At 64.3% G+C, this 17,858-nt stretch carries 17 protein-coding genes; 12 read left to right on the top strand and 5 right to left on the bottom strand.

Features of this window, described 5'->3' with window-relative positions:
- Positions 1-408: 408 nt before the first annotated feature.
- Entirely contained in the window at positions 409-1,356 is a 948-nt protein-coding gene (locus tag L8K25_RS19790) for a replication initiator protein A (RefSeq protein WP_242140719.1), read from the top strand.
- Here L8K25_RS19790 and L8K25_RS19785 read toward each other — a convergent pair.
- Entirely contained in the window at positions 1,337-1,915 is a 579-nt protein-coding gene (locus L8K25_RS19785; RefSeq protein WP_242140718.1) for a hypothetical protein, read from the bottom strand. The genes L8K25_RS19790 and L8K25_RS19785 overlap by 20 nt on opposite strands.
- Before the next feature lie 632 nt (positions 1,916-2,547).
- Between L8K25_RS19785 and L8K25_RS19780 the strand changes: the two genes are divergently transcribed.
- Positions 2,548-2,958: a single-stranded DNA-binding protein gene (locus L8K25_RS19780; RefSeq protein ID WP_242140717.1), complete on the top strand. Its 411-nt coding sequence runs from the start codon at positions 2,548-2,550 to the stop codon at positions 2,956-2,958.
- A gap of 50 nt (positions 2,959-3,008) precedes the next feature.
- Here L8K25_RS19780 and L8K25_RS19775 read toward each other — a convergent pair whose 3' ends face one another.
- The 3 genes from L8K25_RS19775 to L8K25_RS19765 form a co-directional block, all read right to left on the bottom strand.
- Complete coding sequence (locus tag L8K25_RS19775) at positions 3,009-3,632, bottom strand: hypothetical protein (protein WP_242140716.1); 624 nt, start codon at positions 3,630-3,632, stop codon at positions 3,009-3,011.
- A gap of 77 nt (positions 3,633-3,709) precedes the next feature.
- Positions 3,710-4,492: a hypothetical protein gene (locus tag L8K25_RS19770; RefSeq protein ID WP_242140715.1), complete on the bottom strand. Its 783-nt coding sequence runs from the start codon at positions 4,490-4,492 to the stop codon at positions 3,710-3,712.
- Positions 4,493-4,643: 151 nt separating this feature from the next.
- Positions 4,644-5,156 carry a helix-turn-helix domain-containing protein gene (locus L8K25_RS19765; protein WP_242140714.1) on the bottom strand — a complete coding sequence of 171 codons (513 nt, stop codon included), beginning with the start codon at positions 5,154-5,156 and terminating at the stop codon, positions 4,644-4,646.
- Between the two features lie 255 nt (positions 5,157-5,411).
- Here L8K25_RS19765 and L8K25_RS19760 point away from each other — a divergent pair, with 255 nt between their 5' ends.
- The 4 genes from L8K25_RS19760 to L8K25_RS19745 all read left to right on the top strand — a co-directional run bounded on the left by L8K25_RS19760 (position 5,412) and on the right by L8K25_RS19745 (position 8,252).
- The gene (locus L8K25_RS19760; protein WP_242140713.1) at positions 5,412-6,101 is read left to right on the top strand and encodes an antitoxin Xre/MbcA/ParS toxin-binding domain-containing protein; all 690 of its coding nucleotides are present in this window, start codon (positions 5,412-5,414) and stop codon (positions 6,099-6,101) included.
- A 9-nt stretch (positions 6,102-6,110) separates the two neighbouring features.
- Positions 6,111-6,686 (top strand): RES family NAD+ phosphorylase, encoded by a 576-nt coding sequence (locus tag L8K25_RS19755; protein ID WP_242140712.1) that lies wholly within the window; start codon positions 6,111-6,113, stop codon positions 6,684-6,686.
- A 671-nt stretch (positions 6,687-7,357) separates the two neighbouring features.
- A complete protein-coding gene (locus tag L8K25_RS19750; protein ID WP_242140711.1) occupies positions 7,358-7,876 on the top strand; it encodes a hypothetical protein in 519 nt (172 codons plus the stop codon).
- Between the two features lie 52 nt (positions 7,877-7,928).
- Positions 7,929-8,252: a single-stranded DNA-binding protein gene (locus tag L8K25_RS19745; protein ID WP_242140746.1), complete on the top strand. Its 324-nt coding sequence runs from the start codon at positions 7,929-7,931 to the stop codon at positions 8,250-8,252.
- Between the two features lie 186 nt (positions 8,253-8,438).
- On the opposite strand, the gene L8K25_RS19740 is transcribed toward L8K25_RS19745, so the two are convergent.
- Positions 8,439-8,762 carry a hypothetical protein gene (locus L8K25_RS19740; protein ID WP_242140710.1) on the bottom strand — a complete coding sequence of 108 codons (324 nt, stop codon included), beginning with the start codon at positions 8,760-8,762 and terminating at the stop codon, positions 8,439-8,441.
- 225 nt (positions 8,763-8,987) lie between these two features.
- Between L8K25_RS19740 and L8K25_RS19735 the strand changes: the two genes are divergently transcribed.
- From L8K25_RS19735 to L8K25_RS19710, 6 genes are all read left to right on the top strand, one after another.
- Entirely contained in the window at positions 8,988-9,437 is a 450-nt protein-coding gene (locus L8K25_RS19735) for a hypothetical protein (protein WP_242140709.1), read from the top strand.
- Between the two features lie 171 nt (positions 9,438-9,608).
- Entirely contained in the window at positions 9,609-10,496 is an 888-nt protein-coding gene (locus tag L8K25_RS19730) for a toprim domain-containing protein (protein ID WP_242140708.1), read from the top strand.
- 19 nt (positions 10,497-10,515) lie between these two features.
- The gene (locus L8K25_RS19725) at positions 10,516-10,809 is read left to right on the top strand and encodes a hypothetical protein (RefSeq protein WP_242140707.1); all 294 of its coding nucleotides are present in this window, start codon (positions 10,516-10,518) and stop codon (positions 10,807-10,809) included.
- Between the two features lie 36 nt (positions 10,810-10,845).
- A complete protein-coding gene (locus L8K25_RS19720) occupies positions 10,846-11,313 on the top strand; it encodes a type IV secretory system conjugative DNA transfer family protein (protein WP_242140706.1) in 468 nt (155 codons plus the stop codon).
- A gap of 66 nt (positions 11,314-11,379) precedes the next feature.
- Positions 11,380-15,600, top strand: coding sequence for a strawberry notch-like NTP hydrolase domain-containing protein (locus L8K25_RS19715; RefSeq protein WP_242140705.1), 4,221 nt, complete (start codon positions 11,380-11,382; stop codon positions 15,598-15,600).
- A gap of 126 nt (positions 15,601-15,726) precedes the next feature.
- Entirely contained in the window at positions 15,727-17,823 is a 2,097-nt protein-coding gene (locus tag L8K25_RS19710) for a ParB/RepB/Spo0J family partition protein (RefSeq protein WP_242140704.1), read from the top strand.
- Positions 17,824-17,858 lie beyond the last annotated feature (35 nt).

The raw sequence follows: 17,858 nt of genomic DNA, 5'->3' as shown, positions 1-17,858 counted from the left end.
TGAGCTTCCGGTCGGCCGGCCATGAGGGCTTTCGTGCGCTTTTCCACCGGCACGGTGCCCAAGCGGGGCCTTTCGTGCGCTATCCCACCCGGAAAATCCCCAAATGGTCGACGGCCGCCCTTCTTTCGGGCGGTATCGTGGTTGCGGCAACCAACAACGGCATTCGACCGACCCTTTCGTGCGGTAAAGCGCGAGTCGGACGCGATCGCGACTCGGATCGGTCCCAAACTGTGGTCAATCGTGGTCCGGACACCGCTTCTCGGGCCCAAACCGCTCCGTAGGATCCGATAAATGCGCGGGTAGCGAATTAATGCTCGTGCTTTACCGCACGAAAGCCCCCTCGAATCGTGTCAGGCGTTGCATCGAATCGATGAAGTCGGTCATCACCCTCGCTCGAGGAGTTCCCCGATGGCCCGGCCCATGGAGATTCAAGGCAACCTGTTTACGCTCGATAGCCCGCTGCTCGGAGAAATTCTGGGCGAGCGCACGGTCGCCGAATTTCCTTTTTTCGCGCTCAAGAAGGCCCGTCAGCTCGAGCCGATGACCTTCCAAGCCGAAGGTGTGACCATCGAATTGTCGGCCGGCAAGCACGGTATCGCGACGATCTATGACAAGGAGATCCTCCTCTACGTCGCGAGCATCATGACGGATCTGCTAGATCGCGGCGGCACCCCGGCGCGGACGATCCGTTTCACCGCGCATGACCTGTTTCGCATTACTGGGTCGAATGCGAGTAAGCGGTCTTACGCGTATCTTATCGATGCGCTACGCCGGCTTCGCAATACGATGATCGAGACGAACATCGCGACCGGCGGTGAGATTCAGGAAGACAACTTCTCTTGGCTCGATCACTTTCGCGTCATGTACGCCGAAGACATGCGCGGCGAGAAGCGCGTCAAATATATCGAAGTCACGGTCTGCGATTGGTTTTATCGCGCGGTTCTGCGGGATCGACGGCTGGCCGCCTACGATCTCGATTACTTCACTCTTACCCCTATTCAGCGGCGTTTGTACGAGTTGGCGATGTTCCATTGCGAGCCGGGCAAATCTTTTGAACTTGGTCTGGAGGTAGTGGCGCAGCGGATGGGCTGTGGTGCAGCGCGCCTGCGTAATGCACGCGCTGAGATCACGAAAGTCGCCGAGCAGGATAGCCTGCCTGGATACTCGATTTCGCTCCACAGCGAAAAGGTCCCGACGGCAGGTCGGCCCCGCCTCCAGACGTTTGTGACGTTCACTGCCCGGCAGACCCTGCGGACCCGGAAAATTGTCCCTCAAACAACGCTAGTCGGGACCGAAGAGGCCAAGTCGGACGAACAGCTCAAGATTTATGAGGACGTCAGCGAAGCCGCTGTGTGACCGAATTCGCGTGGCATAAGTCACTGGCCGAAAAATCGAAATTGGCGATCGGGGATGTCGCCTTCAGCGAGCGGCACCAAAGTCCTGAGTGAGAGCATGCCTTTCTGGCCCTGCCACGCGCGCCGAATTGCGTGAAGCCGGACCCCGCAAGGTCGTGCTTCATGGTATTACTATCGGTCGACGCGAAAGTCCGTTGGCTGAGGTCGGCCGCGATCTCCTCGACGAGGCCGCGCGATAAACGCCGCCCCTGCATATGCTTGGCGATGACAACGTAGCCAAGCTCGAGCACATGCTCGAATCCGGTAATCGCGACGCCGGCTTGCTCGAACTTGTGTGCCCGGTAGGCCCTTCCCGGGGCCTTGAGCGCAGAGACTCCGACAATGCTGCCAGTCGCGGGCAGGCGCAGCAGCGCGAGGCGTCGCGTCTGATCGTCTGATCGAGGCGGCGGGTAATCTCGACGACCGTGCCGATGATCGAGCCGCCCTCCTTTACAAGCTTCGCGACAGCACGCCGATCGCCGGTGCATCCGCGCGGTTCTTGCGGCATGACGCAGGATCAATGCCCGATTTTGTCGATCTCGGCGGAGCCCACCGGTAGCGTTGGGCGGCGTCGAACAGACGCCTCGCCGCACATCAGCTGCGGTGGCCGCGCGCCGCTGGCAACTCGTCACCTTTTGGCTTCATCGAGCCGCGCTCACCTCCTGACCGCCAGCAGGCGAGACGACATACCGGAAATTTTCCAGCCTGTCGCCGGGGGGCCGTCATCGTACCCGAGAGAAGCTGGCCCAGGGCCAAACATTCTCTCACCGTCCATCACCATATCCCATCGAGCCGATGGCCGCGCAGCGCGACGTCGCGCAAGAAAGGCCGTGGTGGCACTCTGAGAGAGTGAGGGGAGTCTGAGCGGCGATACACGCGGCGGTCTTAGAAGGTCCAGCATCCGATCTCTCAAAGATCTGCCCGCCCGTGGGGTCCACCCCCTCTCTTTCCTGAACGACCTAATCCGGCCGTCCGCCGCCTCCAACCCGCGATCATTCGGGCCGAGTTGACGCTTTGCGCCTGCCCGCACCACCCCTTTGATAGGGGTTTCCCTACGCGCTGATGCGCTCAGTGGAGGCGTCGTCCTGGCCGTCTCTTTTTTGGTGTTCAGTCGAGGGGATGAGCCCCCGGCGAACAGAAAAAGGACCTCGAAATGCAGAACCTCGTCATTCTCGCCGGCAATGTCGGCGCAACGCCCGAGACCACCACCACCCAAGGCGGCACCAGGATCGCCAAGTTCAGCCTCGCGACCTCGCGCCCGAAGCGCGACCAGGACGGCAAGACCCTGAAGGATGGCGACGGTCGCCGGATGGAGGACACCGAATGGCACCGGATCACCTGCTTCAACGGCACGGCCAAGACGGTCGCCGAATATGTTGGGAAGGGCCAGAAGGTCATGGTCCGCGGCCGCATTCACTATACCCGCTGGACCGACCAGGAGAATGTCGAGCGCTACGGTGTCGAGATCATCGCCGACGAGGTCACCTTCCTCAGCTACGGCAAGTCCCGGCAGAACCGCGAAGGCGCGGCCCAGGACAATGAGGATGACGACGTCCCCTTCTGAGGTTAGCATTCAACGGCCCGGCGGCTCGCGCCGTCGGGCCTCTTGCCATCTTACAGGTCGAGCAGGCCGCGGGGCGGCCCGGAAACCCGCACGACGACAAACGCGAAGTCGATATGATGGGGCATGATCATCAGGCGCTCATAATGGACGTTGACAGCGGTTGTATCGTTGACGAAGCAACCTGGCCGTAAGTCCAGCAGCTTTTGCGCCGACGGGCCCTCGCTGTGTTTGGCGACCTCGGCCGCATATTTCAGGATCTGCAGCTCCCGTGGGAACACCCGGAAGCTCTGCGACAGCAAATACCCCATCGCGCGGTCGTGATGGTAGCGCCCCTCCTTGTCGCAGACTGCCGGGCCGCCGAAATCCTTGATCTGCTTTTCCCAAAGGTGAAACAGCGAAATAAGGAAGGCCTCGCGCACCAGCGCCAGCGAGACGATCCCCGCGCTCATGTCGCCGCTCAGGCTGTCGTTATGGTCCGACAGCGCCTCGCGATCGTCATGATCCATCACGTCATAGCGCTCCCAATCCTCCTGGAGCCGTTCGACGCGGCGCTTTGCGCGCTCGATCATCTCGGTCGGTCGCGCACAAGCGGCCTTATAGGCGGTCTCCAACCAGTCGAGCGCGGTATGAAACCGCAATCCGTGGACAGCAGCATGCAGTTCGGTCGCAGTCATCGGCCCATCGCTGTCCGCCGCATTCGCAGGAGTTGCTGTCGAGAGCGGCAGCGGCGTCTGATCCTCCTCGGTCATAGTCACCGCGCCGCGCCGGGCGGTCGCGGCTGGCCCGGTCGAACACCGCCGATGCGTGGGGTCGTCGGCGCGTCGGGATCGAGCGCGCCGACACTGTCTAGATATGGCTGGATCTCGTCGGCGTCGAAAAAGGAGGCTGGCTCGAAACACGCCTGCCGAAGCTGTTCGACAAAGTCCGGATGCGTCTCGAACAGCGCGTTGATGGTGAGGTTGAGCTTGGTCGATACCTTCGCCGATTGCGCCTGCGCGATCGGCCAGGCGACGTTGAGTGCCTGTTCGAGATCGACCGCCTCCGCGACCTGAATATACGTGCTCGAATGTGGATAGCTGAGCGCCATCTTCTGCTCCGCGATGTCCAACGCCAAGACCGCGCGATGCTCTTCCCACCCCGTGGCATCGCCAAAATGCGCCAGATATCGGTCTCGTAAGTCCGTGATGCGGTCATGCACCGCGCGTTGTGCCGGGTCGAGATGCGCGGTGATCTGCAGCTTGTTGCGGCCCTCGCTGCGACTATGCGTAGCGCGGGTGTAGAGAAGCATGGCTTGCCCGAACAATGCCTGTACGGTCGCCGCCTCGTCCCTTCGCGGGGCTTTGCCCTTTACGAAGGTCGCCTTGATCGACCGCGACAACGCCTTGCAGGCTGTCACCATCTCGCTGGCGCGTTTCAGATCATTCACGACCGAGAACATCGAGATCGCCGCGCGCACGAGCGGCTTTAGGGCCGCGATGGCGGCATCTTCGGGATAGCGTGCGACCAGCGCATCAAGATCGAACAATTCCAACATAACGGCTCTCAGTCTCTATCGGGGTGGCGGGCGACCATGCACGGTCGCCCGCCCCTTGGCCCTCTGCCCCGGAAACCTCTCCCGCGCGGCCGCGCAGGCTGTTATCCGCTGTACGGGGCGCGACGACGGGGGAGACCCGCCTTCGCAGGGCCTACGCCTGCTGGCGATGCTTGGGCAGCGTCACATTCTTGCGGCGCTTGCTATTCTCTTCCTTCATGGCGGTGAACTCGGGCTCGAGCTTCTTCAGCTTCGACACTAGGCCCGCCAGATCATATTCGTTGCTCGTCTTGCCGCGCCCCGGGCGCGTACGCTCGATCCGGCGCACCAGGCCCGCCTCTTCGAGATCGGCGATGTGGCGCTGGATCTGCCGCTCGCTCAAGCCGATGCGGTCGGACAGTAGCTTCTTGGTCGGCCACGGCTTGCGCTCCGGATCCCACCACATGTCGGCGAATTGCATGATGATGTTGAACTGGACCGGGTTGATCCCGAGGCGGGCCTGCGCCCACATCAGGAGCGACGGCACGATGCAGAAGCCCAGATCCATGACGGGCTTCCCGAACTTGCGCTCAGAGGCCTTTCGCGAATCCGGCTTGCCTTTCGCGGTGATCGGAACGACCGTCGTTGGTACGATCTTCGCTCCGGTGGGGGTTTTGATGATCTTCATGGTGCGTGTCCTCTTGGGACCTTTATCGGTGCGATTTCGGCGCGCATCAAGGGTCGCCGCCCGGACGCAAGTGTCCGATCGCGACTGGACATCAGTGTCCGACCCCGACGGGTCATGCGTGTCTGGTGAAGTAGCACCCACCATCCAGCACTTAGGGTGAATGGTCATACGAACATAGCACTCAAGGGCACCAGTCGCTGATGTCCGATCGCCGCTGGACAATCCGTTCAATCCGCACTATCTGATCAATGTTGGATGGAGGCGGTGATGAGTGAAGCGGCGCTGACGGTAGACATGGACGAGGTGCAGGCCGTGCTGCGCGGACGCAATCCGCGCGCACCAGCCGCCGAGATCAAGACCATGGCCAAGATCGTCTCGATCGCGGTCGACGTGATGTCTGGCTTTCCCGCGGTCAATCTGCGCGGGGTCGCGCGCGAGCACAAGCTGCGCGCGGCGCTCGAACAGGTCGCGCTTCAGTTCATACCGGCCGAGACGGCACAGGATGAGGCGGTCGAGCGGACGCGGGGCAGCGGTCTCGGCGAAGTGCTCAGCCTGAGCGAGGGGCGTGCCCGCCTTGCCGCCTATGTCGCCCCCAAAGCTATTGAGGACTGGGCGGGCCCCGTCGGCGGGGCCAGCGACATCGAGGCGCAGATCGGCGTCAAGCGCACCACGCTCAACACGTGGGTGAAGCAGGGCGCCGTCATCGGCCTGCTGCGCGGCCAGCGTAAGCTCGCCTATCCGCTCGATCAATTCATCGACGGCCGTCCGCTTCAGGGTATCGATGACGTCTTGAGCGTAGCGCCCGACGCGCGCGCGGCCTGGCTCTGGATGCGTCAGCCCCACGGGGCGCTCGGCGGGCGCACGCCGATCGACGCTCTACGCGCGGGACAGCAGAATCAAGTGAGTACGATCGCCCGACGGGACTTCGACCGCGAAATCGCCTAGTCGGGCCCGATGGCGCTCGACCCCAAGATCCTCCAATCGCTGACCCGCAGCGTCGCGCCGGCCGACTATCTGCGGGTCACGCCGTGGGCGCGGCGTAGCACCCCGCTCGGTATGGGCTATGGTGAGACCCGGTTCGCCAGCCCGATTAAGGTCTTCAAACTTCTCTACATCGCCGAGGACCTCGCTACATCGATTGCCGAGGCGATCATCCGCGACCGTTTCGAGGGCAAGACCGTCCGCGAATTGGCGCAGTCGGACATTGCGGATTGGGGCGTCTGTGCGGTGTCGGCGACCCGACCGTTGCGACTGCTGTCTCTTCGGGGTGACGCCTGCTTCAAGCTTGGGATCTCGACGGATATTGTGGGTGCCAAAGCGCATGACGAGGCGCGCGCCTTCGCCCAACAACTTTACGACACCACCATGCTCGACGGGATCGTCTATCACTCCCGACTCCGGAAGAAGAATTGCGTGGCGATCTTCGACCGTGCGGTGACGTCGGGCCTAAGTGCACGGCCGGTGGTCCAACTCGAGCGGCTTGCAGCGCTGGTCCCTGCTCTCAAGTCTCTCAAGACGACAATGATCTGAGAGTGGTGTTGGCATCTTCGATTCAGGGTTTCAGGCGTCTTCCGGCGGCGCCGGAACACTCGCTCTATTCCGCTGGACCCTTCACCGAGCCCCCGACGGGTCTCGGCCAATCGGATGATGATCAACTGACGAAGGGCGATGATCGGAGCGATCGCCGCGAAACCCTCTACCGCGCTCGTCAGGTGTGATCGCGCTGTTGAGGCGGCGTGGCGCTCAGTCGACCTGCTCGGCGAGCAGCTTAGTCTCAACGCTCCGATCGTCGCCGTCCATGATCCGGTTCGCGAGCGCACCTGCATCGTCTTGCGGGCTGAATGGTGCGTTCAAATAGCCGCCCTCGCGCTTGCTGATCCGTTTATACCGGCCCGCCCTTCGTCAAAGGGCGCTCGCAAATCAAGGCGGCTTCCAGCTCGATAAAATAGTATTGTCATTTTTGTCTGATATCGCAATAATGACGTTATGCCGGCCCTATGCCTGACTGCGGACGAGTTCGTACCCTCTAAAAAGGGACCGCGCTTTGTGCCGCGTAGAAGAGCGATCTTCCGGTGAGAGTGCGCGCGATACTGGGGGGCGCTGCAATACTCGCTGCGGTTGTCCTTTGGCACCGCCCCCCCCTCGACCACGGCGCTGCCGGTTCCAATGCGCTCGGCTGTACTGCCACGAACGACGGGTCGGTGTGCGATGCGGTCGCCGGCATTTCGAAGGCGATTCACTTTCCCCTGCTCCGTGCTAACCGCGCGGCGCTTCTTCCACCGCCCGAAACATCGGGGGCGGTCGACCCCGCCGTCACTCAGGCCAACATCGACAGCACGATCTGCCGCCCGGGTTACGCCCGGGCGGCACGACCCGCCTATTCGATCACCGGCCCGTTAAAACGCCGCATGATGGATGCGCAGCATCCCGGCGAAAGCATGGCCGATTACGAGCTGGACCATCTTATCCCGGTCTCGATCGGAGGGGCGCCGCTCGACAAGCACGACCTGTGGCTCCAGCCCCGCGAGGGCCAAGCAAACGCGGGCGACAAGAACGTCCTCGCCTATGTCTTGTGGCGGCTGGTCTGCACCCATCAGGTGCCGCTCCAGACCGCGCAGCGCGACATCAGTCACGACTGGACGCGAGCGTACCAGCTTTACGCGACGCCCGAGAATATCGCGAAATACCATTTTCAACATCCCGAGCAGGAGCGCGAATAGCGCTTTATGAACCGGGCGGTTTCAGCATTCCACCTCAGCCAAGGAGAGTATGATGCCCCAGAATATCGCAGAGTTCCGGATCATCGGCCGGATCGGCAAGATCACGTCGCGTGAGAAGGTTAAATACGTCAGCGTAGCCGCCAACTATAATCGGCGCGACGGCGACGAATGGAAGACCGACACGCATTGGAACAGCGTCGTATGCTTCTCGAATGTTGCCTCCCAGGTCGATAATGCTGCCAAAGGCGACCTTGTTCATATCACGGGCCGCGTGCGCGAGAGCCAGCATGGCGAGGCGGACGACACATCCTACCGGACCGAGCTGATCGCAGACTCCTTCTCTGTGCTAGCGAAGACCGAAAACGAGGATAGCTGATGCTGCGCGGGGGCGGCCTGCGGCACGGCTCTACCGCGGCAACGCCGCGACCGAACCCGCAAACGCGGTTTCGGCCCTCCCGGGTGACGATCCTCGCCTGGCCGGGAGGGCGGCCCTGCGGCCTAGCCCTCCCGCGTGAGGCAGACAGATGAGTACCGCAGCCAGCCATCTCGCGCCGATCTCCGGCTACATGATTGTCGGATTTTTCACGGTTGTCTTCGTCCTCAGCGCGATCGCCAGGCTGGTCCCGCACACCCCACGGGTACGAGCAAAGCCGCTGCTAACCGATCGCGAACGCGCGGCGCGCGCCATCATCGAGCGCGTCCTTCCCCACGCCCGCGTCCATGTGCAGGTATCAATGGGGCGCTTCTTCGAGCCGAGCGTGGCTTCAACCGCAGCGAGACCCTGCGTGTACGCAATAGGTTCTCGCAGAAGATCGTCGACTTCGTGATCGAGGATCGCACCTCCGGCGCGATCCTCGCCCTCGTCGAGCTGGATGATCGCAGCCATGACGATATCCGGGATCGCGTCCGCGACGCGATGACCGCCTCAGCCGGCTATCGCACAATTCGTCTTCCCGCTGGTCGGGTGGATCACGCAGACATCGCCGCACGGCTTCAGTCCCTTCAGCCCAGGATCGCTACTGTCGCCAACTCGCCGCTTGGCGCCGAGAGGCAGAGTGCGTGATGCGCGGCGATTTTCTCCTTTCGTTCTGGTCCGGCATGATTCAGAATCATGTCCATGCCGATCCGCCCCGAACATCGCTGGCTCTATCCGATCGACTGGCCGGAGATCAGCAACATCGTGCGCTTCATGCGCGCGGGCGGGCGCTGCGAGCATTGTCGCCGCCCCCACGGTCGGTATGTCACCTTCCTCGCCGGCGCCGATGGCGTATGGTGGGACGTCGAAATTCATGCCTGGCGAGACGGCCGTGGCCGTCGGCTCCGCTACGCACCCGACGTCGTACCGCTCGAAGCCATCCGCATGACGCGCAAGCCCGTCTATCTGGCGACGGCGCACCTCAATCACGACCCGACCTATTCCGGGCCGCGCTGGCGCAATCTCGCAGCGCTCTGCCAGCGCTGCCACATGATCCACGACGCGGCCGAGCATCGTCGGCGTCGCTGGTGGAACGCTTTTCGGATGCGCGCGCTCGGCGACCTTTTCTCGGGCCGCTACAGCTAATCACCGCATTCCCGCTGATGACGCGGGGCCGGTCCGATTCAGCGGCTGGCGTTCGGTCTCCTCGTTCTCGCGCTGCGGCCCTCCCAGAGGGGAGGATGCTGATTGCCCTTCGGTTCAAGTTTTCCGGAGGCATCGATGACCGAAATCCAACAAACCCACAGGACAGGTCCGATGGCACGTCTTCCGCTCGACGCTGAGATCCGCGCCAAGACCATCGTCGAGCAGCTCGGCGGTGTCTGGCGCGGGACGCGCGGCGAATGCCGCTGTCCCGCCCACGACGACGGGTCGCCAAGCCTGAGCGTCCGGCTCGGCGATACCGCCATCCTGTTTCACTGCTTCGCCGGATGTACCACCATCGAGGTTCTGAAAGCGCTCCAGCGCCGGAAGCTCCACGACAAGGGGCCGATGTCGATGCCCGAAGCGACCCCCAAGCGCGACATGGGTGCTCTCGCGCTCCGGCTGTGGAAGGCCAGTCAGCCGATCGTCGGCACGCTCGCCGAGGAGTACCTTCTCGCGCGCGGCATATCCGCCCCCTACCCCAAGGCCCTGCGCTTTAACCCGTCAACCATCCTCGGGTCCGGCCCGACCAAGCGGACGATGCCCGCTATGATTGCGGCCGTCGAAAACGACATCGGCCTGGTCGCGGTGCAGCGCACCTTCCTCGATCCCGAGAACGTGCTGCACAAACCGATCACCAAGCCCAAGGTTTCGCTGGGCCTGCTCGGCACCGCGGCCATTCGGCTCGCCCCCGCCACGGACGAGCTTGGTCTTGCCGAGGGCATCGAGGACGCCCTGTCCGCCATGGAATGGTTCGGCACGCCGACTTGGGCCCTGGGCGGCGTCGAGCGCTTGGCGTTCGTCGCCATCCCGGAGAAAGTACGCCGCGTCATCGTCTATGCCGATCGCGGACGCGCTGCCGATCGGCTGCTCGCCAAGGCACGCGACCATCTTACGGCACATGGCCGCGAGCTGGTCAGCCGCGTGCCTGAGCGTCACGACGACTGGAACGATGCCTGGAGAGCGCACCTTTCGTGCGGTATTCGTGCATCTTCGGCATGAACTAAGTGGAGGCGAAGCCGTGACCAAGATCATCCCCGTCGCTTTGATCCTGATCGGGATCTTGATGTGGCGGTATCCGGCGCGCGCCTCTTTCAACCGACGCAACCAGTACGGCGTCGAGATCTTCAAGTCTTACGGCAACATGCGGACGCGCCGGCTGTTCGAAGGACTGATCCGCTTTGCCGGTGCCATTCTGCTCCTGGTCGGCGTCGGCCAATTCTTCGTGCCGAAGCAATATAGCCTCTCCAACCTTCCCCGCCCGGGTAATCCCTCGCCAAAAGCTGCAGAACCGACGCAGCATCATCGCCACTGACGCAACCGCCCCCCGGCAGACGACAAAGGAGCCGCCATGAACGCCTTCACACCGCCCGGCGATTTTTCTGGACAGCCTGACCGGGCGCACGACGTCTTCGCGACGATCGGACGCGCAAACCACGCGCTCGGACGCGCGCTTGTTCCCGGCAACAGGCATCTTCCACGCCAGATCAGCGAACGGATGTTGGACGTGGTCAAGGCGATCCAGTTCCTGCCGATGTATCTGGACGGGGTGGCGACGATCGATCTGAAAAACGCGTTGAGCGACGCCCTGGGCGCGATCGCGGCGCTCGATGCAGCCGTCGAGCGTGACCGCCGCACCATAGCTGGAAGATTTGCGCGCTGGCTTCATTTCCGCCGCCACCCTGAGGAATATACCGTTCTTGTGGCCGCACCGACCCAGTCCGGAAAAGGGGTCGGGATCGTGATGCCCTCACTGGCCGATTGGCAGGGTCCGATTCAGGTGCACGATCCCAAGGCAGACCCCAACACCCTGCATTGAGAGGAGAGGGAGCCTTCGGCTTGTTGATCCGGTGATGAGCACCGGGCGACAGACCGGAGGCCCACGATGCGCACTTCAGCCGCAGCTCTCGAACTCAATTTCACCGAACCGTCGATCACGGCCGCCAGGGCGGTCGCGTGTTCCATCGCCCAGAACGGATCGCTCCAGCGCGAGACGCTGCTGTGGGTCATGGAGCAAGCCTATGGCGGGTCTTCGGCCGACGGCCGCTGGTCCCTCCGCGATGCATACGACATGCTCGAACTTGCCGAGGTCATGCACTTTGCGAAGGCCGATCTTCCCGCTGACCCTGGCGCGTGTCTCAGCGCTCTCAGCGAACTGGTCGGCAGCCTGCCGACGCACACGGTTCGCAGCGAGGAGCAAATCGAACTCCAGCAATTCTCCACTCCTGCACCGATCGCCTATCTCGCGGCGCTGGCTGGCCGGATCGCGGCTACCGATCTGGTTCTGGAGCCCTCTGCGGGCACTGGCCTGCTCGCCGTCTTTGCGCAGCGCGTCGGCGCCCGCCTCGTCCTCAACGAGCTCGATCCGGGTCGAGCCGAGATGCTTGCAGCCGCCTTCCCCGGTGTCGACGTCACCCGCCACGATGCCGAGCTGATCCACGACCTTCTTCCGTCGACGATCCGGCCAACGGCCGTTCTTATCAACCCGCCCTTCTCGCGCAGCATCGGCCGTCATGCGGACCCGCTCGCCGCCTTCCGGCATCTGCGGGCCGCGCTGATGCGGCTTGCGGCCGGAGGCCGCTGTGCCGCGATCCTTCCTGATCGCGTTGACACCTCAAGCCGCGCCTGGGCGAAGGCGACCGAGGGCTGCACGCTGACGCTGCACCTCGAGCTACCGGCAAACGCCTATGCCAAGCATGGCACCAGCCAGACCGTGAAGATCATGGTGCTGGAGAAAGGCACCGGCACACCTGCTGAGCTGACCCGCTGCGCGTCGCTCGGTGACGCACTCGCGGCGATCGGCGTCGGAAAGTCGGCGCTACCCGTCACGCCTGCGGGCCGCCCGCTGTCGCTGCCCGCCCGCCCTGCCGTTCGCAGCTCGCTGCTTGGCGGGGCGCTGAGCAAGTCGCGCCTGACCGCCCCTGCTCCGAAAGCGGCGCCGTCACAGGCCGCGCACACCATCGACTATACCGTGTTCACCGATCCGCTCCCGACCGGCGAATCCGTCGGCGTGTACCTGCCCTATCGGCCGAGCCGGATAGCGATCGCGTGCGCGTCCGCCCATCCCACCGCGCTGGTGGAATCGATCGCCATGGGCTCGATCACCGCGCCAAGGCCGTCCTACGTCCCTACCCTCTCGCAGTCGGTCGTCGACGCGAAGACGCTTTCCGACGCACAGCTCGAGACGCTGATCTATGCCGGCGACGCTTTCGAGCGCGATATTCCCGGCCGGTTCAAGCCGGTCGAGGAAGGGCTCTCACTCACGCCCGACGAGGAAGGCCGTCCCTACCGAACCGGCTTCTTCCTCGGCGACGGCACGGGCGCCGGCAAGGGCCGTCAGGTCGCCGCGATCATCCTCGACCAATGGCTGCGCGGTCGCTGCAAGCACATCTGGATCTCGAAGACCGAGACGCTGCTCGAAGACGCGCGTCGCGACTGGACCGCCGTGGGCGGTCTCGCGCTCGACATCCAGCATCTCAATCAGTGGAAGCTCGGCACCCCCATCGGTGCCGGCGAGGGCATCCTCTTTCTCACCTATGCGACGCTGCGCTCCAATCGCGGCGACAAGGGCACCCGGCTCCAGCAGATCCTTGAATGGGTCGGCGACGATTATGACGGCATGGTCGTGTTCGACGAGGCGCACGAGATGGCCGGTGTCGCAGGCGGCGAAGGCCGCTTCGGCACCAAGGACGGATCGGACCAGGGCATCGCCGGCGTCCGCCTGCAGAACCTCCTGCCCCGCGCCCGGGTCCTCTACGTGTCCGCGACTGGCGCGTCCGACGTCAACAACCTTGCCTATGCCACCCGGCTCGGCCTTTGGGGTCCGAGCACGGCGTTCGCTGATCGCCGCACCTTCGTCGACTCCCTGCGCCGTGGCGGGATCGCGGCGATGGAGCTGATCGCTCGCGACCTCAAGATGCAGGGTCTCTATGTCGCTCGCGCGCTGAGCTTCGCCGGCGTCGAGTACGACATCCTCAATCACAACCTAACCCCCGACCAGATCGAGGTGTACGATGCCTATGCCGACGCATGGGCGATCATCCACGCGAACCTGCGCGCCGCGCTGGACGCGACCCGCGTCACCGACAGCTTCTCGAAGGACACCTATAACAGCGGCGCCAAGGCGGCCGCACTGTCGATCTTCGAGTCCACCAAGCAGCGGTTCTTCTGCCAGCTCCTGATCGGCATGAAACTGCCCGCGCTGATCCCTGCGATCCGTGCCGACCTCGATCGCGGCGAGAGCGTCGTGATCCAGCTTGTCTCCACGTCCGAGGCGATGCTCAACCGCGCACTTGCCGCGCTGACGGTCGAGGAGCGTGCTAACCTCGACATCGAGCTTTCCCCGCGCGAGTTCGTCATGTCGTATCTGACGGCCGCCTTCCCGGTCCGGCAGATGAAAACCTATGTCGACGACACCGGCAAGACGCGCTCCGAACCGATGTCGGACGAGGACGGCCGCCCCGTGTTCAGCCAGGAAGCGCTCGAAATGCGCGACAACCTAGTCGAGCAGCTTTGCGCGCTCCCCGTCGTCGGCTCCGCCCTCGATCATATCATCGGGCATTTCGGCACCGACGCAGTTGCCGAGGTGACGGGGCGCAGCCGTCGCGTCATCATGGACGCGCACGGTCGCCAGCGCGTCGAGAGCCGCAGCCCGCGCACCAATCTCGCCGAAACTGACGCCTTCATGCGTGGCGCCAAGAAGATCCTCATCTTCTCTGACGCAGGCGGCACCGGCCGCAGCTATCACGCGAGCCTTACTGCTGAGAACCAGACCCGTCGTAACCACTATCTCCTCGAGCCGGGTTGGCGCGCTGACGCCGCCATCCAGGGGCTCGGCCGCACGCACCGCACCCATCAGGCGACCGCGCCGCTGTTCCGGCCGGTGTCGACCGATTGCCGGGGCGAACGTCGCTTCATCTCGACGATCGCGCGCCGGCTCGACAGCCTTGGCGCGCTGACGCGCGGCCAGCGGCAGACGGGCGGACAGGGCCTGTTCGATCCGCGCGACAACCTTGAAAGCGACTATGCCAAAGAATCCCTGGAAAAGTGGTTCCGGCTGCTCGCCGATGGCAAGCTGCGCTCGACCACGCTGGACCAGTTCCAGAAGCTCACCGGCCTCGAGCTGGAGGGCGAAGGTGGCGGCCTCAAGGAAGACCTGCCGCCCATCCAGCGCTGGCTCAACCGCATCCTGGCGCTGCGCATCGCGCTCCAGAACGCGATCTTCGACGAGTATCTCGGGCTGACCGAGGCACGCATCGAGGCGGCCAAGGAAGCCGGCACGCTCGATCTTGGCGTCGAGAGCATCAACGCCGAGCGGATCACCATCCTCGACCGCACCGTCATCCGGCGCGACCAGACCAGCGGTGCCGAGACCGAGATACTCCGGCTCGAAACCGAGGAACGCTACAAACCGCTCGCGCTCGCCTCCGCGCTCAGGATCCTCGGCGACGATGCACGGCCGATGGTAAACCGGAAGTCGGGCAAGGCCGCGATCCGGTGCAGCACCTATTCGCTGACCGACGATGATGGCGAGATTGTGCGCCGCTACGAACTGGTTCGCCCCACCCGGAGCGAGCGGATGCGGCAGGATCTTCTCGTCGAGACGATGTGGGAGGAGGCGAGCGAGGAGCAGTTCTCGGCGCTGTGGCAGGCCGAGGTCGAGGAGATGTCGGGCAAGACCCGAACCAGCACGCTATACCTCGTCACTGGCCTGCTCCTTCCCGTCTGGGACCGCCTGCCCGACGATCACGTCCAGGTCTGGCGTCTCAACACCGATGACGGCGAGTCCTTCCTGGGCCGCATCGTGCCTGCCCCGCTTGTCTCGAAACTCGCCGACGCCTTCGGCATCGCGGCGACCATCACGGTGTCGGGGGCAGAGACCGCCAAGCACGTCATCACGAGCGGCGAGATCGCGGCCGTGGGCGCGTACCGGCTGAAGCGCAGCCTGGTCGCGGGTCAGCAGCGCCTCGAACTGCTCGATTGGCCGCACACGCGGCTTGCCGAGCTTAAGGCGGCCGGCTGCTTCACCGAGATCATCCAGCACAAGACGCGGATGTTCGTGCCCGTCGCGACCGCGGCGACCGTGATCGACCGCATCACCGCCTGACGAACCAAGGACTTCCTCCCCGCTCGATCAAAGGGAGGGGAGGGAGCCTTCGGCTTTTTGAGCCTGATGAGCAGGCTTGCGTGACCGTCGGAACGGCTGCGCTGATCCCCAAATGGAGTATGACCGATGATCCAGTCCGTGAAGGTCAAGAACCTGACGCTCTCGAAGGAAAACGTCCGCAAGTCGAACCGCGATGCCGGCATCGACACCCTCGCCGCCAACATCGCAGCCCAGGGGCTGTTGCAGAACCTGATCGTCACCCCGCTCAAGAAGGCGGGTACGTTCACCGTGAAGGCGGGCGGTCGCCGCCTGCGCGCGCTCCAGCTCCTGATCGAGCAGGGCACCCTCCCCGCTGACCACACCGTCCCGGTCCTCGTGCTGAGCGACGACGACAATTCGATCGAGGCGAGCCTCGCCGAGAACTTCCAGCGCGTGCCGATGAACCCGGCCGACGAATGCACCGCGTTCAACTTCCTGATCCAGAAGGGTATGACCGCCGACGACGTCGCCAAGCGTCAGGGCGTGACCACCCGCTTCGTCGAGCAGCGCGTGCGCCTTGCCGAGCTGGCACCGTGCGTCTTCGAGGCGCTGGCCGCAGGCGAGATCACGCTCGGCGTCGCCCAGGCATACGCCGTCACCACCGATGTCGACCGGCAGGCCCGCGTGTTCACCCAGATGAACAGCTCGTACTACGGCGACAACCCCGACAATATCCGGCGCGCCATCCTCAACGGCACGGTCAAGGCGAACGACGCCAAGGCCCGCTTCGTCGGTCGCGATGCCTATGTCGCCGCGGGCGGTCGCATCGAGGGCGACTTGTTCGCGACCGAGGGCGACGAGAACTGGATCGACGTCGACCTGATCGAGACGCTCGCGGCCAAGAAGCTCGAAGCGGCCGCGGCCGAACTGGCGCAGGCCGAGGGCCTCGCCTTCGTCACCCCGATCGCGGCCACGCACGTCCCCTACGACGTCGCGAACCAGCTTCACGAGTTTCACGCCCCCACGCGTGCGCTCACCGAGGAGGAAAACGCGCGTGTCGAGGCGCTGTCGGCCGAGAACGACGCCCTGCTCGACCAGCTTGAGCAGGAACTCCCCGATGGCAGCACCGAGGCCGAAGCCGCCAACGCGCGTATCGAGGCGATCGAACGCGAACTGGAAACGATCGACGATGCCCGTCACGAGATCGATCCGGCGGTGAAGGCGCAGGTCGGCACGTTCGTCTATATTGGCGGTGACGGCGAGCCCCGTGTTCACACCGGCCTGTTCAGCGAGAAGCCGGTCGTGGACCCCAACGCACCGCCCAAGGCGTCGGGCGGCGCAGCCGGTGACGGTGATGCGGGGGACTCCGATCAGGGGCCGAAGCTCAGCGCCACGCTGATCGACGAACTGGCGACCCAGCGCCGCCAGATCCTCGTCGCCCACCTCGCCAGCGACCCCTCGATGGCGCTCGACCTGACCATCTTCCTGATGGCTCAGAATGTCGTGTTCGAGCAGAGCCACATCCCCAATCACTCGACCCTGAAGTCGGGCGCAGTCGCCTTCCCGATCGTCGCCTTCCGCGACGAGGGTTCGATGGCGTCGCAGACCATTGACGACCAGCGTCAGCGCCTGGACACGAGCTGGGCCGGCCACAAGACCATGACCGAGCGGTTCGACGCTTTCCGGGCGCTCGACGACGAGGCCCGGGGCGCCTGGGTGGCATACTCGATCGCGCGCACGCTGGAGCCCACGCTCAACGTCGCCGAGGGGTACCGCAGCAACGGCTTCCACGACCATCTCGGCCGCCTTCTCGACATCCAGGTCGAGAATTGGTGGCGCCCGACCGCCGAAAACTTCTTCGGCCGGGTCAAGAAGGGCATCATGCTCGACGCGCTCGAGGAGATTGGCGGGCCGATCCTGCGCGGCCGCTACAAGGACGCCAAGAAGGGCGACCTTGCCGGTACCTGTGCGTCGCTGTGCAACGGCCAAGGCATCGTTGAGGCCGAGATCCGCGAGAAGGCGACCGCCTGGTTGCCCGAAGCGATGCGCTTCGACGCCGTTGAGAAACCCGCCAGGACGGCGCTCCGCTCCAGCTTCGTCGACGACGACAGCGGCACGGACCCCGACGAGGACGAGGATACCTACACCGACGTCGATGCCGAAACCGACGCCGGCGACGACATCGACGATGATGGTAGCGACAACGATCAGGAGAACGGCCAGCATCTGAGCGAGGCGGCCTAGCCCCTCCCTCCCACGCAGTTCGAGGCGACTGGGGG

The sequence above is a fragment of the Sphingomonas sp. TREG-RG-20F-R18-01 genome (genome assembly GCF_022662475.1).
Lineage (GTDB): Bacteria > Pseudomonadota > Alphaproteobacteria > Sphingomonadales > Sphingomonadaceae > Sphingomonas.
The sequence above is the reverse complement of the archived record's forward strand: the minus strand, read 5'-3'. Positions and strand labels throughout refer to the sequence as shown.

Coding starts and splice junctions, on each gene's coding strand:
- L8K25_RS19740 (WP_242140710.1), bottom strand. CDS start 8,762: ATGGCTGCGATCATCCAGCTCGACGAGGGCGAGGATCGCGCCGGAGGT.
- L8K25_RS19770 (WP_242140715.1), bottom strand. CDS start 4,492: ATGTTGGAATTGTTCGATCTTGATGCGCTGGTCGCACGCTATCCCGAA.
- L8K25_RS19780 (WP_242140717.1), top strand. CDS start 2,548: ATGCAGAACCTCGTCATTCTCGCCGGCAATGTCGGCGCAACGCCCGAG.
- L8K25_RS19775 (WP_242140716.1), bottom strand. CDS start 3,632: ATGACTGCGACCGAACTGCATGCTGCTGTCCACGGATTGCGGTTTCAT.
- L8K25_RS19755 (WP_242140712.1), top strand. CDS start 6,111: ATGGCGCTCGACCCCAAGATCCTCCAATCGCTGACCCGCAGCGTCGCG.
- L8K25_RS19745 (WP_242140746.1), top strand. CDS start 7,929: ATGCCCCAGAATATCGCAGAGTTCCGGATCATCGGCCGGATCGGCAAG.
- L8K25_RS19720 (WP_242140706.1), top strand. CDS start 10,846: ATGAACGCCTTCACACCGCCCGGCGATTTTTCTGGACAGCCTGACCGG.
- L8K25_RS19730 (WP_242140708.1), top strand. CDS start 9,609: ATGGCACGTCTTCCGCTCGACGCTGAGATCCGCGCCAAGACCATCGTC.
- L8K25_RS19765 (WP_242140714.1), bottom strand. CDS start 5,156: ATGAAGATCATCAAAACCCCCACCGGAGCGAAGATCGTACCAACGACG.
- L8K25_RS19760 (WP_242140713.1), top strand. CDS start 5,412: ATGGAGGCGGTGATGAGTGAAGCGGCGCTGACGGTAGACATGGACGAG.
- L8K25_RS19710 (WP_242140704.1), top strand. CDS start 15,727: ATGATCCAGTCCGTGAAGGTCAAGAACCTGACGCTCTCGAAGGAAAAC.
- L8K25_RS19790 (WP_242140719.1), top strand. CDS start 409: ATGGCCCGGCCCATGGAGATTCAAGGCAACCTGTTTACGCTCGATAGC.
- L8K25_RS19735 (WP_242140709.1), top strand. CDS start 8,988: ATGTCCATGCCGATCCGCCCCGAACATCGCTGGCTCTATCCGATCGAC.
- L8K25_RS19715 (WP_242140705.1), top strand. CDS start 11,380: ATGCGCACTTCAGCCGCAGCTCTCGAACTCAATTTCACCGAACCGTCG.